This is a genomic window from Thermomonas sp. (genome assembly GCF_019104945.1).
Classification (GTDB): domain Bacteria; phylum Pseudomonadota; class Gammaproteobacteria; order Xanthomonadales; family Xanthomonadaceae; genus Thermomonas.
The window spans coordinates 21,511-36,561 of record NZ_JAHRWW010000013.1 but is presented as its reverse complement, the minus strand read 5'-3'; the positions used below and the strand labels follow the sequence as shown (position 1 = coordinate 36,561).

At 60.7% G+C, this 15,051-nt stretch carries 12 protein-coding genes; 3 read left to right on the top strand and 9 right to left on the bottom strand.

The window, feature by feature from the left end; all coding sequences use genetic code 11:
- Positions 1 to 136 precede the first annotated feature (136 nt).
- The 4 genes from KUL77_RS03565 to KUL77_RS03550 all read right to left on the bottom strand — a co-directional run bounded on the left by KUL77_RS03565 (position 137) and on the right by KUL77_RS03550 (position 7,132).
- A complete protein-coding gene (locus KUL77_RS03565) occupies positions 137 to 3,076 on the bottom strand; it encodes an EAL domain-containing protein (protein WP_297143729.1) in 2,940 nt (979 codons plus the stop codon).
- A 67-nt stretch (positions 3,077 to 3,143) separates the two neighbouring features.
- A complete protein-coding gene (locus tag KUL77_RS03560) occupies positions 3,144 to 4,058 on the bottom strand; it encodes a hypothetical protein (RefSeq protein WP_297143727.1) in 915 nt (304 codons plus the stop codon).
- 200 nt (positions 4,059 to 4,258) lie between these two features.
- Complete coding sequence (locus tag KUL77_RS03555; RefSeq protein ID WP_297143726.1) at positions 4,259 to 5,092, bottom strand: DUF2608 domain-containing protein; 834 nt, start codon at positions 5,090 to 5,092, stop codon at positions 4,259 to 4,261.
- A gap of 30 nt (positions 5,093 to 5,122) precedes the next feature.
- Positions 5,123 to 7,132 (bottom strand): UvrD-helicase domain-containing protein, encoded by a 2,010-nt coding sequence (locus tag KUL77_RS03550; protein ID WP_297143725.1) that lies wholly within the window; start codon positions 7,130 to 7,132, stop codon positions 5,123 to 5,125.
- A gap of 62 nt (positions 7,133 to 7,194) precedes the next feature.
- On the opposite strand from KUL77_RS03550, the gene KUL77_RS03545 reads away from it, so the two are divergent.
- The gene (locus KUL77_RS03545) at positions 7,195 to 7,815 is read left to right on the top strand and encodes a thymidine kinase (protein ID WP_297143723.1); all 621 of its coding nucleotides are present in this window, start codon (positions 7,195 to 7,197) and stop codon (positions 7,813 to 7,815) included.
- Between the two features lie 236 nt (positions 7,816 to 8,051).
- Here the strand turns inward: KUL77_RS03545 and KUL77_RS03540 are convergent, their stop codons facing one another.
- Positions 8,052 to 8,966, bottom strand: a complete 915-nt coding sequence (locus KUL77_RS03540; protein WP_297143720.1) for a patatin-like phospholipase family protein — start codon at positions 8,964 to 8,966, stop codon at positions 8,052 to 8,054.
- A complete protein-coding gene (locus KUL77_RS03535) occupies positions 8,966 to 9,937 on the bottom strand; it encodes a YafY family protein (protein WP_297143717.1) in 972 nt (323 codons plus the stop codon). Before KUL77_RS03535 ends, KUL77_RS03540 begins: the two co-directional genes overlap by 1 nt.
- A gap of 83 nt (positions 9,938 to 10,020) precedes the next feature.
- Here KUL77_RS03535 and KUL77_RS03530 point away from each other — a divergent pair, with 83 nt between their 5' ends.
- Positions 10,021 to 10,653 carry a DUF481 domain-containing protein gene (locus KUL77_RS03530; RefSeq protein WP_297143714.1) on the top strand — a complete coding sequence of 211 codons (633 nt, stop codon included), beginning with the start codon at positions 10,021 to 10,023 and terminating at the stop codon, positions 10,651 to 10,653.
- Here KUL77_RS03530 and hemC read toward each other — a convergent pair.
- The 3 genes from hemC to KUL77_RS03515 all read right to left on the bottom strand — a co-directional run bounded on the left by hemC (position 10,650) and on the right by KUL77_RS03515 (position 13,085).
- On the bottom strand, positions 10,650 to 11,564 hold the full coding sequence (hemC, locus tag KUL77_RS03525) for a hydroxymethylbilane synthase (RefSeq protein ID WP_297143712.1): 915 nt from the start codon (positions 11,562 to 11,564) through the stop codon (positions 10,650 to 10,652). The two genes, KUL77_RS03530 and hemC, sit on opposite strands and share 4 nt — an antisense overlap.
- A 27-nt stretch (positions 11,565 to 11,591) precedes the next feature.
- Positions 11,592 to 12,335 (bottom strand): LytTR family DNA-binding domain-containing protein, encoded by a 744-nt coding sequence (locus KUL77_RS03520; protein ID WP_297143709.1) that lies wholly within the window; start codon positions 12,333 to 12,335, stop codon positions 11,592 to 11,594.
- Between the two features lie 72 nt (positions 12,336 to 12,407).
- Entirely contained in the window at positions 12,408 to 13,085 is a 678-nt protein-coding gene (locus tag KUL77_RS03515; RefSeq protein ID WP_297143706.1) for a carboxylesterase, read from the bottom strand.
- Between the two features lie 99 nt (positions 13,086 to 13,184).
- Here KUL77_RS03515 and KUL77_RS03510 point away from each other — a divergent pair, with 99 nt between their 5' ends.
- Positions 13,185 to 15,026 (top strand): EAL domain-containing protein, encoded by a 1,842-nt coding sequence (locus KUL77_RS03510; RefSeq protein WP_297143704.1) that lies wholly within the window; start codon positions 13,185 to 13,187, stop codon positions 15,024 to 15,026.
- Positions 15,027 to 15,051: the final 25 nt, after the last annotated feature.

The window sequence follows — 15,051 nt, the reverse complement described above, 5'->3', positions numbered from 1 at the left end:
CGGGTACAGCCGGGCCGCCTGCAGCGCTCTCAGCGGCGGGGTTTTCTGGGTTCGGTGGGTCGAACAGACCAACCTGTGCGGGAGGGTGTGGCTTAGACATTGCCGTCATTATCGCCGAATAACGCCGAAAACGGCCTTATTCAGCCGATTCCAACCAGTGATCGGGCGCGGAAGGCTTGCCGAAGAGATAGCCTTGCCCGTGCACGCAGCCCAAACCCAGCAGGATTTTCCGCTGCGCTTCGGTTTCCACGCCCTCTGCCACTACGGTGAGATTGAGCGAGCGAGCGAGACTCAAGACCGCCTCGATAATCGCCAGACTGCGGCGTTCATCGGGCTGGCCGAGGTCGCGGATAAACGAGCGGTCGATCTTGATGGTTTTCAGCGGGAAACGGTGGACGTGGCTGAGCGATGAGAAGCCGGTGCCGAAATCGTCCAGCGCCGCCCCAATCAGCGCGTTTTGCAGGCGCTCCAAAGTGCGCGCAACGGCGTCAGGGTCGGCCAGCAAGGTGCCTTCGGTGACTTCGATACGCAGCTGGGCGGGGTTGAAGCCGGTTTCTGCCAGCAGGTCCAGTAGGCGCTGGTCGAAGTCGTCGTATTGGAAGTGGCGGGCAGAAATGTTGATGGTGATGAAGCCACCCTTTTGCGCCAGATCTTTGCCCGCAAGGCAGGCAAGCCGGTACATATGCCAGTCGATGGCCTCGATGAGGCCGCTTTCTTCTGCCACGGGCAGGAAATCCCCCGGCGTCAGTAGGCCGCGGCGCGGGTGCTGCCAGCGGATCAGTGCCTCATAGCCCACCACTTCTGCATCATCCAACTGCACGATGGGTTGGAAGTAGGCGAGAAATTCACCCGAATGCAGTGCGTTGCGCAGCTCCAGCTCCAGCTCCAGCACATTCATGGCGGAGTTTTGCTGGGCCTCGTCAAACAGCATGAAGCGCTGTCGGCCGGCGGCCTTGGCGCGGTACAGCGCCACGTCGGCATCGTGCAGAATTTCGTCGATGGTTTGGTAGCGCGGGTGGCCCACGGCAATACCAATGCTGGCTGAGGCCTGCACGGTGCGGTCGCCCACTTGGATAGGGTCTTGCATGCGCGATTGGATGCGCTGCGCGATCTTGCTGGCGGTGGCGGGTTGCAAGCCGTCTTCTAGCAAAATGGCAAATTCATCGCCCGATAGGCGCGAGACGATATCCGGCCCGCGCACGCATTCCAGCAGACGCTTGGAGAACTCGCCCAAGATAATGTCGCCGGCTTGGTGGCCAAGGCTGTCGTTGAACAGCTTGAAGCGATCAACATCGAGATAGAGCAGCGCAAATGGGTGCTTTTCGGGGGTACGCTGGTGCGCCGAGAGTGCGCGCTCGAGCCGGTCACGCAAATACACGCGGTTGGGCAGGCCGGTGAGTGGGTCGTGCATCACCTGGTGCTTGAGCTGGGCTTCGATTTCCTCACGCACGCTAATTTCTCGGCGCAGCTCGCGGGTGCGTACCTGCACGCGTTCTTCCAGTTCGGCATTGAGATTGCGCAGCGCCTCGGCTTGTTTGCGGCGCTCCAAACTGCTGGCGATTTGATGCGAAACGAAGGTGAGGATATCGGCGTCTTTGCTGCTATACAGGCGATCCTCGTGATAGCTCTGTACCACGACGACGCCGAGTGCGCCGGCGCTGCCTAGCAGCGGTGCACCCAGCCAAGACGCAGCAGGTTGGGTATTGCGCTGGGCATCAACTTCGCCACTGGTCACCAGTGCGCGCACGCCTGCGGCGTCGATCAAAACGGTATGCCCGCTGCGGATGACATATTCACTCATCCCCTTGCCGAAGGGGCGCTCACTGCGAATCTCATCAGTCGCATCAACGGAGTATTGGAACAGCAGACGGTTCCCGTCTTCCGAAAGCAGGGCGATGTAAAAATTTTCCGCGTTGATCACCTCAGACACTGCGCGATGCAGGTCTTGGTAGAACTCGGCGTCGCTTTTTTGCGCGTTGGTCAGTTCGGCAATTTTGTAGAGCGTGGCTTGGAGGTGAGCATCGCGCTCGCGCTCGCGCATTTGCTCATGCAGCTGAATATTGGTCTTGGCAAGCTCCAGCGTGCGGTCGGCTACACGTTGTTCTAATTCTTCTTGGCCGCGTTTACGCTCCACGGCATTGAGTACATGTTCGGCCACAAAACCCAAGACGGCAAGATCGGATTGGGTGAAGTAGATGCCTTCGCGATAGCTTTGCACCACCAGAGCACCCACGGTTTCACCACCACGGCGCATGGGTACACCCATGAAATCGACGGAAGGAGTGCCCACAGTATTTACTGTTGAAAGCCCTAGCTGCGCCGCGATTTCCTCCGAAGAGCCGTGTACCGCACGACCGTGGCGAATAATGCCCAGCGTCACGCTATTGGCCAGCTGCGACACCGGGATTTCAAACTCGGGCGAATACATGCCGTCATCCATTTCATCAACGAAATAGATAAAGCGCAGGGTTTGCCGCGACTTGTCGTATAGCGAAATAAAGAAGTTTTCCGCATACATCAGCTTGCCGACGATCTGGTGCAGGCCGCGCAGCAGGCTTTGCATGTCGCGGTCGGAGGTGGCCATGTCGGCGATGGCAAACAGCGCATGCTGCAGCTGCTCGGCTTGCTCAAGGTCTTGAACGGCCGCCTGCAGACGTTGGATAGACAGCAGTTCCGACAGGCGGCGCGCCGCTAGCGCTAACAGCCGCGCTTGGCTAGGCGTAGGCTGCTGCAGCTGGCCGGTGGGGGCAAGTAAGGCGGCTTCGGCCACGCTGGCCCCTTCGGGTGTGAGCAGGCGCGCGTCGGGAAGCGAGGCTTCTTTCAGTGGGCGCCCGGAAAACAGTGCGGTGGCCACTTGGGTGTTTCCGGCGGTGGCGGCACTAGGTGGTTCAAACAGCAGCTCACCAAGCTCGGTCCAGACCACGGCGGTAGCCGTAAGGCCGTTATCGCTCAGCCCAGTAAGCAGCGCGGCGGCGGTTTTTCGCAGGTCTGTTGCCGCCACGATCGATAGCCCCGCGCCGGCAAAATTTGCCAAGCCGGTCTGTTCGCTATCGTGACCACCATTGTCCTGAGCCATAGCCATCCTGTGATGAATTTCACCTATTTCCTGCAGCAGCGGCGCCTGCAGGCTCAACCTGTGCAGACTAACGCGAGATGCCCGCGGCGGAAAGCTCCGCGCGCTGCACATACTCCTCTAGATACCAGCGGTTATGGAGACGCACAGCGGGCAAGAGTGCGTCGATCTCTTGCCCAGCAAGGGTGTATTGCAGGCGCAAGGTGGCGCGGTCGTCGAGTTGTTGCAGCAGGGTGACGTGAACGCTGCGCAGGCTGGCATCAATATCAAGGCCGTACTGCTCGCGCAGCTGGGCAATGAGCGTGGCGAAAAAAGGCGATAGCCGGTTCAGGCTTTGGGTCATGCCAAGGCTGATAAACGGCTGCCATTTACCGCGGCCGTCGATGCCGGTGCGCACCGCCGCAGCGCTCAGCGCGGAGAAAAATGGCTGCGCGCGTTTGGGGTCGGCCAGCGGCGCGGCTACGGCCCAGCGGCCAATAGCATGTAGGGCCTGCGCGGTGTGCTTGCGTTCTTCGTCGTTATAACTGGGGTCTTTTTCGATATAGCCGCTGCCGAACACCACAAGGGTGCGAACGGCTTGGTCGATATCGGCGTCGGCTCCGGCAAATTGGCGCTTGAAGGTTTTCATCAAGGCCTTGTCGGCATTGGGCGCCTGCAGGGCGGCGAGCATGCGCGGAATGCGCGCATCCAGCGGCAGCTCATCCAAAGGCCAGCGGCTACGGCCAGCACTCCACGCGGTCTCAAGCGGCGCGTAGAGCTCAGGCGGAACAGCGATCTTGGCAAACCCCGCGCCATCGCGGGCCAGCAAGCGGTCGCGCAGGAAGTACACCGCATCTACCGGGCGCTCGGCGGCCTCGGGAACGGCCGTAGCCCCGTGCTGGCTGCGCGTAGGCGCGCCATCGGGAGCGGGCTGGCAGGCAGCAAGCAGGGCCAGCGCAAAGGCTAGCAAGCAGGCGGCAAGCGGGTAACGGATCCCGGCGGTCATGGGGCGGAGTGTCCATGGCCTGCGGGCTGGATGCAAGTTTGGCAAAGAAAAAAGGAGACCGAAGTCTCCTTCAAGTCCGGCGAAGCCGGAGGACATTGCGGTTGTGGCATGGTTCCGGCATGGCGCCGGATGCCGCAGAGTAACGCGAGATTTATCTTAATGCAATAGTATATGTATTTATCTTAACTTATTGATTTATATCAATAGCTGCACTGTCCGCGTTCAAAAGCCTGCAGGCGCTCTGGGTAATTGGTGGCCAGTAGCGCGCGCCACGCCTGCCAGCCGCTGCGGCCGGATGCGGCGTCTTCTTCGCTGATCTGCTTGCTGATGCGGGTGTAGTGCAAGCCGAGGTAGTCGATCTCTGCGGCCTGCAGCGCGTCACGCATATGGGTGATATTGCGTTCGCCGTCATCCACCAAGAGCACGCGGTCGTAGTGCAGCTTTAGACGTTGCAGCAGGCTGAGCAGGGCCTTGCCCTTGTCTTGCCCGGTGGTCATGAAAATGCCGTTGTCGTACACCACGCGCACCGGCGCGGCATCGGGTGATTTGCGGAAATCCCAACTGCTTCCGTCGTTCTGCTGGCCGAGCATCGCGGGCAGGGTGAAACCGTTGTCGTGCAAGGTGCGCTGGGTGCCGCCACGGTACAGCGGGTTGCGCGAGGTCAACATCAGCTTATCGACGTTGAGTGCGTTGACCAACTGCGCGGCGTTGGGCTGGGTGGGGCGCTGGGTGCCGGTTTCGTAATTGAGTGAAATCACGTCGAACAGGCAGGGCACTTTGCCGGGGTCACCTGCAGGTAGGGTTTTTTGCCAGTCGTACCATTTATCACTGCCGAAAAAGTGATCGGAGGTGAGCAGGGTGTCGTCGATGTCGAGCACCAGCAGAGTGCGCTTGGGTGATTCAGCCAAGGCGCTGGCAATGACGCCTAAATCTTGGATGTCGCGCACTTCCGAAGCCGCCGTGTGCGGCCGAATGCCGGTGCTGGCGCAGGCAGAAAGGAGAAGGGCGAGGGCGAAGGGCAGCAGGCGGGGCATAAGGGTCTCCGTTGGAGCACGGCAGGAAGGTTAGTCGGCCAGCATGGCGCGGATATTCGCAAGGCTGGCGTTGCGGCGCTCTACTTTACGCTGGGCATCGGCCTCGGGGTCGGTGCCGTCGCGTTGCAGTTCAGCACTGGGTAGTTCTTCAATGAAGCGGCTGGGGGAAAGCCGAAGCTTATCGCCCCAGCGCTGCGCCTCTTTCGCATAGGACAGCCACAGCCGCTCCTTGGCGCGGGTGATGCCCACATAGAATAGGCGGCGCTCTTCATCGAGACGGCCTTCTTCAAGGCTGGCTTCGTGCGGCAGGTTGCCGTCTTCCACGCCAACAATAAACACGAAGCGGAACTCTAGCCCCTTGGCGGCGTGCATGCTCATCAGCCGCACTTGGTTGCCCGCATCGCCTTTGTCGGCATGGCTGAGCAGGGCGAGCGCGGCGGCCAGTTCGCCGGGGGTGGAGGTCTTGGGGCCATCGAACCAGTCGGCAAGTTCGTCTAAGTTGCGGCGGCGTTGTTTGAACTGGGCTTCATTGCTGCAGCTGGCCTGCAGCGCGGCGAGCAGGCCGGAGCGTTCGTTGAGTTTGCGCACCAGTTCGGCCGGGGGCAGCGTGTGGGCATCGCTGCGCAGGCCGTGCAGGATGCTGGAAAACCCCTGCAGCGCGTTAGCGGCGCGTGCCGGAAGTTGCTGCGCGATGGCCATCGATTCGGCAGCGCGGGCCAGCGAAAGATGCTTCTGCGCGGCCAGCTCACCCAATTTAGCCAAAGTGCCCGCGCCTACGCCACGGTTGGGCGATTGCACCGCACGCAGGAAGGCGGCGTCGTCTTCCGGGTTAGCCAAAAGGCGCAGCCACGCCAGCGCGTCTTTGACTTCGCCGCGATCCAAAAAGGCAGTGCCGCCGGAGAGATGGTAGGGAATGCGCAGCAGCTGTAGGGCTTTTTCCAGCGCACGACTTTGGTGGTTGCCGCGAAACAAAATGCAGAATTCACCCCACGGCGGGGTACCGTTGGGCGGTGTGGCCTTTTGCGCCACAAACTGAATTTCAGCGGCGACTTTATCGGCCTCATGAGCAGCGTCGCGGCATTCCCATACGCAGATGCGCTCACCGTCGGCAGCGTCACTCCACAATGTCTTTGGGTGTTCGTGCGGGTTGTTGGCGATTAGCGCATTGGCGCTGCGCAGCACGCGGTTACTGCAGCGGTAGTTTTGCTCCAGCTTGATGATTTCAAGCGCAGGATAGTCGGTGCCCAGCGCTAAAAGATTGTCGGGATTCGCGCCGCGCCAAGCGTAGATACTTTGATCGTCATCACCCACGCAGGTGAACTGCCCGGCGTCACCGGCAATGGCCTTTAGCAGCCGATACTGCGCGTCGTTGGTGTCTTGGCATTCGTCCACCAAAAGATAGCCGATGCGCTCGCGCCAAGCGTCGCGCGCATCGATGTCGTTTTCTAAAAGCTGCACCGGTAGGCGAATCAGGTCGTCAAAATCCACGGCATTGAATGCAGATAGGCGCTGCTGATAGCGCGTGTACAGCGCCGCGGCTTCGCGCTCACGCGGGGAACCTGCGGCCTCGGTAGCCTGCTCGGGCGATAGCCCGGCGTTTTTCGCGCGCGAAATAAGCTGCTTCATCGCGTCGATCACGTCGGGTTTACTGCCGTGCGGCAGCAGGTCTTTGATTTGCGCGCTGCTATCGTCGGCGTCAAAAATCGAAAAGCCGCGGCGCAGGCCAAGTTTGGCGTGGTCGATCTGCACGATTTTCAGCCCCAGCGCATGGAAGGTGCAGATGGTCAGCTCTTGTGCCGCATCACCTTTGAGGCGCTTGCCCACGCGTTCGCGCATTTCGCGTGCGGATTTATTGGTGAAGGTAATCGCCGCGATGCGTTTGGCTGGGTAGCGGGCTGTGCCAATGAGGTGGGCGATTTTTTCAACGATCACCCGCGTTTTTCCGCTGCCCGCACCGGCCAACACCAGCAGTGGGCCTTCGGTGTGGAGGACGGCGGAGCGTTGCGGCGGGTTGAGGCCGTGGAGAGACGGGTGATGCATTCGGGCTATTGTGGGTGCGAAAAGAGGTGATCGCCAGCCTTGTGCACCGGTAGAATCCGTGCATGGCTAAGTTGTATTTCTATTTTTCGGCAATGAATGCCGGTAAAACCACCACCTTGCTGCAGAGCGCGTATAACTACCGCGAGCGCGGCATGCGGGTGGCCATTCTTACCCCCAAACTCGACGACCGCGCCGGCAGCGGCACCGTGGCCTCGCGCATTGGGCTGCGCGCGGAGGGCATTGCGTTTGACCGCGACGCCGATCTGCAGCGCGTGGTGGCCGCCGATATTGCGGCCCACGGGGCATTGCACTGCGTGTTGGTGGATGAGTCGCAGTTTTTGACCAAGGCGCAAGTCTGGCAATTGTCGGAAGTGGTGGATGCACTGCGTATTCCGGTGCTGTGCTATGGCCTGCGCACCGATTTTCGCGGTGAATTATTTGAAGGCAGCCAATATCTGCTGGCGTGGGCCGATGAGCTGTCGGAAATCAAAACCATCTGCCATAGCGGCAAAAAGGCCACGATGAATATGCGCGTCGATGCCGCCGGGCGCGCCGTGCTGGACGGCCCGCAGGTGGAGATTGGCGGCAACGAGCGCTATATCTCGGTGTCGCGCGCAGAGTTCAAAAAGGTGACGCGCGGCGAGGGCGTGATCGAGCCGCTGCAGAGCCCTTTGCCGCTTTAGCCGTTATGACGCGGCGCAGGCTCCACCACGCCACCAGCGGCATACCGAGCAACCATAGCGGTAGATAGCCAAACCAAACGCTGTGCGTGCGTGCTTCTGGAATAAGCACTACGGCGAGTGCGCCCAAGATGACGCATTGGCGCAAGAAGGAATCAAGGCGGCGGTACAGCATGGGCGGGCTCCTGTTTCGACGGTGGAGCCAGCTTGCCGTAGGCCCGTCTCACAGACTGCGACACTCAGTAACCGGCGGCATCCAGTGCTTTGTCGGCTTCGCGCCTGCCAATATCAATCAATTCCGCGCCGCGCCAAAACTCATAGAACTGGCAGGCATCACGCGGGATGTGGATCAGCAGCTCCGGTGGCTCCAGCGCTAGCTGCACGCGCGAGATGCGCTCCTGCATGGTGTCGAGCGCGCGCGCCATGACTTCCATTAAACCAAAACGGTGCGTGGGTACTTTTCCGTCATCACCAAAATGGCGTTCCATCCAGCGTCCCAGCACGCCGGGATCGGGGGCGTCGTGCTGTGCTTTGATTTCACGCACCGGTTCATCGGCGCGTGGCTGCGGGCGGCCGTGGATGTCCACCGCGATGACGCGGTGCGAGCCTGCGATGCGCGTGGCGGTGATGGGGAGCGGTGCAAGCAGGCCGCCATCCACCAGCTCCATGCCGCCAATGCGCATGGGGGTGAAGATGCCGGGAATGGCGAACGAAGCGCGCAGGGCATCCCAGAGATCCCCCTGCCGCAGCCACACTTCGCGTTGGCGCAGTAGATCCACGGCAATGGCGGTGAAGTCGATGGGCATGTCTTCGATGCGCGGTTCACCGATTACTTCGCGCAGCGTGCGCAACAGGCGGTTGCCGGTGAACATAGCAGGGCGACCAAGGCCGGGATCGAGCAGGCGCAGCATTTCGTTGCGCGTGGTTTTTAGCATCCAGTCGCGCAGTTCGGTGAGCTTGCCTGCGGCAAAGCAGCCGCCCACCAGCGCGCCGCAGGAGGTGCCTGCCACCGCTTCGACATACATGCCGCGTTCTTGCAGCACTTCGATTACACCGATTTGCGCCAAGCCGCGCGCGCCGCCCGCACCAAGGGCCAGGGCGATGGATGGCGATGCTGGGTTAGGGGGGGAAGTGGGCGCGGCGGTATCGGTCATCAGGCGTCCTCGTAGTTGGAGATTGCCAGTTGTAACAGCGTGCGTAATTGTTCGCGTAAGGATTTTGGCTCGATGATTTCTGCATCGGCCCCGTAGTGCAATACGTCCATCAAAAGTTCGCGTGGGACGGAATAAGGCAATTTAAGCTCATAGCTGCCATCCTGCAAAAACCGTCCCTGTTGGCGCGAGTGCCAGTGTTCATCGGCCACCCAGCGCGCTGCCTTGGGGCTAAAGCGGATCGTGGCCCAGCCTTTGGGGGTGCCGGAAAAAATACCGTAGCTGCCTGCAAGGTGCGTGTTGAGGTCTTCGTCGGCCACGTCTTTGGCCACGCCATCAAGCGGTTTGGCGGCGTGGATGCGGTCGATGGAAAAGCTACGCAGCGCTTCTCGGTCTTCGTCCCAAGCGTCTAAATACCAGTTGTCGCGGTAATGCGTGAGGCGCTGCGGGCTAACCGTGCGGCGGGTGGTGTCGTTGGTGGAGCGCGCGCGGTAGTCGAAGCTTAAGCGCAGGCGCTGCAGCACGGCCGAGGCCACGATGCGGAAGCTGTGTTCGTCCATTTTACGGATGCGGTGCGGGATGACCCGCACGCGTTCCAGCGGCCAACGCTTACCGCCCGATTGTGCGTCGAGTAATTTTTCTGCGCGTTCTTGCAGGGGCGCGAGTGCGTCGGAAAGAATGCCGCCGCTGCTGCGCGCCAGCAGTTGCTGCGCGGCGAGCAGGGCGTGCAGTTCTTCCGAATTGAGCCATAGGCCGGGCAGCTCGAAGCGCTCGGTGTCGCTGCGGTCGTAACTGAAGCCGGCATCGCCGTCACCGATAACCGGTGCCATCAACGCGTCGCGTAAAAAAGCAATGTCGCGGTAAACGGTGGCGCGCGAGCAGCCCAGCGCTTCTTGCAGGCGGTTGACGGGCACCGGCAGGCGCGCGGCCTGCAGTGTGCGGTGGATGGCGATGATGCGTTCGTAGCGGTCCATTGGCCGATTATGCGGGAGCGGTTCAGGTTCTGCCGCTATAAAGCGGGCTAGAATCACTCGCAACCCCTCAATCTGCAACGCCCATGCTGCCTTTACTGTGGCTGGCGCTGTCTGCGCCGCCAGCGATCATCGCGAATGCGCCTGTTTCTATCTTGCCTGCGGAAGTAGCGCAGCGCTTGGTGGATCCGCCGCGCTGCCTGCGCGCCAGCTGCGTGGGTAATGAATGGCAGGTAGAGGCGATGCCGCAAATTCCGAGCGGGCAGCGCCGGGTCGGTGCCGACGATCTGCCGGGCGCGGGTGGTAGCCTGAAATTTTCCAATGAACGTCGTGATTGGGTGAAAGCACAGGGCAGCAATGCGCGTGTGGGTATGCAATACGGCATTCAAGCGCTGAAAACCCGTGATACCAGCGTGCGCGTAGCGGTGGATACCGGCTACCGCATGCAGGGTTACGCCGATGATGGCACCGCAGGCACCGGGCCAATTTTGCGTGGGCAGGTGGAATGGAGCCACGCACTCGGCACGCGCACTCGGCTTTCGCAAACCACCAAGGTGGAAACCGGGCAAAGCGGCGTGTATTTGCGCAACAGCCTGCTGTTCAAAACGGAATTGATGCCCGATCTCACGCTGAGCTCGGGTGTTGAAATGCGGCGCGATAGCGATGTTCGCAGCCGCAACAAAACCGACGCCACGCTGAATTTGAAATACGCGTTTTAACTGGCGTCGATCAGCGCACGCGCGCCTTGCGCCAAAAGCATGTCGGCCACCTGCACGCCCAGTGCTTCTGCGGTATCTGCAGGGCCTTGCGCCTGTGCGCGCACGCTGTGTCCGTCTTGTGCAGACCCCACCAAGCCCTGCAAATGCAGTTGCTGGCCATCGAGCTGGGCCAGCGCGGCCACCGGCACGTGGCAGCTGCCATGCAGGGCGCGGTTCATCGCGCGCTCGGCTTCCACGCAGGTGCGGGTTGCGGTGTCGTTGAGTGCGGCGAAGAGCTGCAGCACACGCGGGTCGTCATCGCGTGATTCAACGGCGATGGCGCCCTGTGCGGGTGCGGGCAGCCAGTGAGGTGCGTCGAGGCGGCTGCGGATGCGGCCATCAAACCCTAAGCGCGATAGCCCGGCAACGGCCAGTACGATGGCGTCGTAATCGCCCGCGTCGAGTTTGGCGAGGCGTGTGTTGACGTTGCCGCGAAGGTCCAGCAGCTCTAAATCAGGGCGTAGCGCACGCAGCTGCGCCTGACGGCGGAGTGATGAAGTACCCACGCGCGCGCCCTGTGGCAGCGCGGCCAGTGTTTCAAATTGATTGCTGACAAACGCATCGGCATAGTCGGCGCGCGGCAGGATCGCGGGTAAAGCAAAGCCAGGCTCAAGCTCCATCGGAACGTCTTTGAGCGAGTGCACGGCGCAGTCGGCATCACCGCGCTGCATGGCGATTTCCAACTCTTTCAAAAATAAGCCCTTGCCACCAATCGCGGCCAACGAGCGATCTAAAATTTCATCGCCGCGTGTGCTCAGTGGCACCAGTTCTACCTGTAGGCCCGGATGGGCTGCGCGCAGGCACTGCGCGACGTGTTCGGTTTGCCAAAGGGCGAGCGGGCTTTTGCGGGTGGCGATACGAAGGCTTTCCATCGGCCTATTATCGCCCGAGACGCGCGTTTATAGGTGGTGAAGCGCGTCGCGCAGCGGGGTAAGGCAGCGGCGGCTGATTTCCAGCGGCGTTTCGACGTGGCGCAGCACGGCAAAGGTATGCCCTTCCGGCGAGCGGCGCAGCTCGGTGATTTCGCTGCGTGCCACCAAACAATTGCGGTGGATGCGGATAAACACATCGGCAAATTCCACTTCCAGCGATTTCAGTGACTCTTCAATCAAATCTTCACCGCGCGCATGGCGCACCACGACATATTTTTCATCGGCTTGAAGAGAGTAAATATCGCCAATGGGAATGCGCCGCAGACTGCCGCGCAGGCGCGCGCAAAGGTGGGTGCGTCGTGCTGCAGAAGGCGCGGCTTGGGCTTGGCCACGGCCAGCGAGATAGGTGCGGGCTTTGTCGAGCGCGGCGCTGAGGCGTTCGCCACGCACCGGCTTTACCAAGTAATCCAGCGCCTGCGCTTCAAACGCGGCCAGCGCGTGTTCGTCGTAGGCCGTGCAAAAGATGATCGCCGGTGGTGCGGGCTGCAGGTGGAGCTGGTGGGCGGTTTCAAGACCGTTGAGGCCGGGCATCGCGATATCTAGCAGCACTACGTCAGGTTGCAGTGTTGGCATCGCGCTCAGCGCTGCGTGGCCGTTGTCGGCCTCGCCCACCACCGCCACATTGGTGTGCGCCTCTAACAGGCCGCGCAGGCGCAGCCGCGCCAGTGGCTCGTCGTCCACAATCAAAACGCGCAAAGCTTGGGCGGTCATGGCGTGCTCTTTCTCCCCGAACAGCGTCATCCGTACATCAACCTAGGATGGTAGCGGCACGCGCGCGGCGCGTCACCCCTGAACGGCAGCAAAGCGCGCCGTCATCCAGTCGCCAAGGTCGCTGATTTCTTCCGCACAGACCTGGTGCTGCATCGGGTAGCGGCGCCAGTGCGGTTCAAACCCAAAGCGGCGCATGGCCTGCATGCCTGCTTCACCCGCTGCGGGCGGCACCACCGGGTCAAACACGCCGTGGGCCATAAACAGAGGCTGCGTGTGGGCCTGCGGCTGCAGGCGCTCCTGCGCGGTGGTGATGGGCATCGGTAGATAGGTGGAAAGCGCAATCAGCCCGGCAAGTGGTTGCTGTCGGGCAAGCCCAGCCGCCAGCGTGATCGCGCCGCCTTGTGAAAACCCGGCCAGCAGCAGGCGCGAGGGCGCGATGCCGCGCTCGACTTCGTGCGTAATCAGCGCGTCCACTTGGCGAATGGATTCATCGACCCCGGCGAGGTCGGCGCGGCTTTCAAGATCGAAGTCGCGAATGTCGTACCACGCGCGCATCCGCGCACCGCCATTGATGGTGACCGCGCGCACCGGCGCATGCGGAAACACAAAGCGCAGTGCGGGCCAGTCCTTGCGCACCAGTTCCGGCACGATTGGCGCGAAATCGTTGCCATCGGCCCCCAAGCCGTGCAGCCACAGCACCGCCCACTGCGGGTTGGGGCCGGTTTCGTGTTCAACAGTGTCAAGCAGCATGCGTAGTTCCAGCGGGCGGAGTTGTGCATTATGCCTTGTCCTCATCTTGTCCTGTTTCTCAATAGGAATTACGTTATCTATAAGAAATAGGATGACACCATGCCGTCTGCGGGGATTTCACCCACATCGTCGATCAAACAGATGCTGCATTTATTAGCAGAGGCGTCGGCGTTGCCAAAAATGGACGCCGAAAGTTGGCGTGTGATGTTGCTGGAATTGTTGCGTGAAGTAGAGCAGCAAGCACAGGTGCTGCAAGATAGCGAGCAGCGCTTTCGCGATTTGTTCAACCACTCTCCTGACCCTTGCTTGTTGCTGGAAGACGGCCGGTTTATTGACTGTAACCGTGCGGCGTTGACCATTTTTGGTTATGCACGATTTGAAGATTTCCCGACAAGCCCGGTAGCCATTTCACCGTTCACCCAGCCCGACGGGCAGGGGTCTGGAGAAAAGGCCAACCAAATGGTGCGGCTGGCGTTGCGTGATGGTGTTCACCGTTTTGAATGGGAGCACCTTCGCTATGACGGCTCATCATTCCCAGCGGAAGTGACTCTAGCCAAAATTGAAATGAACGGGCGCAATGTGCTGTATTGCGCGGTACGCGATATTGCCAACCGCAAAGAGGCCGAGGAGCAAGCCTACCAACTGGCATTCTTCGACCCACTCACGCATTTGCCCAACCGTCGCCTGCTGTTTGATCGGCTAGAGCAGGCGATTGCCCATAGTGCCCGCAGCAAAAAGCAGTGCGCGCTGCTGTACTTAGACTTAGACCGTTTCAAAATTATCAATGACACGCAAGGCCACGAAATGGGCGATCGTCTGCTGATCGACGTGGCCGAGCGCTTACAGCGGGTGACGCGGGCCAGCGATACTGTGGCGCGGCTTGGTGGCGATGAGTTTGTGTTGTTGATGCAGCAGTTGGACGAACAACCAGAACTGGCGGTGCAGCAGGCGCAGAGAATGGGAGGAAAAGTGCTGGCCACGCTGGCGCAAACCTTCGTGCTTGATGGTGTGTCGTATGAAAACAGCGCCAGCCTTGGTATCGCGTTGTTCTGTGGTGATGATGTAGATGCCAGTGAGCTGCTCAAACGCGCTGACCTTGCCATGTATCAGGCCAAGAGTTCGGGGCGCGGCACGATGCGGTTTTATGACCCTGAAATTCAAGCCAGCATCAATGCGCGCGCGCTGCTGGAAAGCGCGATGCGCGATGGTTTAGAGAATGGCGCGTTTGAGCTTTACCACCAGCCGCAGTTGGATGTAACCGGGCGTTGCGTGGGTGTTGAGGCATTGATCCGCTGGAATCACCCGCAACGTGGCTTGGTGCCGCCGGGGGAATTTATTCCTGTGGCGGAAGAAACCGGCCTCATTATTGCACTTGGGCGCTGGGTGCTAGAGGAAGCGTGCCGCACGCTGCGGCGCTGGCAAGACGAATCGCGCTATGCCGGGCTGTGGATGGCGGTGAATGTCAGTGCGCGCCAGTTCTATCAAGCTGATTTTGTGCAGAACGTGTGCAATATCGTGCACACAAGCGGTATCAACCCGGAGCAGCTCAAACTCGAAATTACCGAAAGCATGCTGCTGGGGGATATTGAACAAGCGATCGCCACAATGCTGCAGCTACGCGAGCACGGCATCCGCTTTTCGTTGGATGATTTTGGTACGGGCTATTCGTCGTTTAATTACGTCAAACGCCTGCCGCTGGCGCAGATCAAAATTGATCGCGCGTTTGTGCGTGATATTGACACCGACCCCTCCAACGCAGCGATCTGCCGCGCCATGATCGCGATGGGCCATAGCCTTGATCTGCGCGTGGTGGCCGAAGGTGTTGAAACACAGACACAGTGGGCAGTATTGGTGCAAGAAGGCTGCGATTTGGTGCAGGGGTTTCTTTATGCACGGCCTATGCCGCAGGCGGCGCTGGATGCGTGGTTGCAGCTGCGGTAGTTGTGTTTAGCAAGCAATGAGCAAT

Coding starts and splice junctions, on each gene's coding strand:
- KUL77_RS03555 (WP_297143726.1), bottom strand. CDS start 5,092: ATGCCCCGCCTGCTGCCCTTCGCCCTCGCCCTTCTCCTTTCTGCCTGC.
- hemC (WP_297143712.1), bottom strand. CDS start 11,564: ATGGAAAGCCTTCGTATCGCCACCCGCAAAAGCCCGCTCGCCCTTTGG.
- KUL77_RS03535 (WP_297143717.1), bottom strand. CDS start 9,937: ATGGACCGCTACGAACGCATCATCGCCATCCACCGCACACTGCAGGCC.
- KUL77_RS03510 (WP_297143704.1), top strand. CDS start 13,185: ATGCCGTCTGCGGGGATTTCACCCACATCGTCGATCAAACAGATGCTG.
- KUL77_RS03565 (WP_297143729.1), bottom strand. CDS start 3,076: ATGGCTCAGGACAATGGTGGTCACGATAGCGAACAGACCGGCTTGGCA.
- KUL77_RS03540 (WP_297143720.1), bottom strand. CDS start 8,966: ATGACCGATACCGCCGCGCCCACTTCCCCCCCTAACCCAGCATCGCCA.
- KUL77_RS03560 (WP_297143727.1), bottom strand. CDS start 4,058: ATGACCGCCGGGATCCGTTACCCGCTTGCCGCCTGCTTGCTAGCCTTT.
- KUL77_RS03550 (WP_297143725.1), bottom strand. CDS start 7,132: ATGCATCACCCGTCTCTCCACGGCCTCAACCCGCCGCAACGCTCCGCC.
- KUL77_RS03515 (WP_297143706.1), bottom strand. CDS start 13,085: ATGCTGCTTGACACTGTTGAACACGAAACCGGCCCCAACCCGCAGTGG.
- KUL77_RS03545 (WP_297143723.1), top strand. CDS start 7,195: ATGGCTAAGTTGTATTTCTATTTTTCGGCAATGAATGCCGGTAAAACC.
- KUL77_RS03530 (WP_297143714.1), top strand. CDS start 10,021: ATGCTGCCTTTACTGTGGCTGGCGCTGTCTGCGCCGCCAGCGATCATC.
- KUL77_RS03520 (WP_297143709.1), bottom strand. CDS start 12,335: ATGACCGCCCAAGCTTTGCGCGTTTTGATTGTGGACGACGAGCCACTG.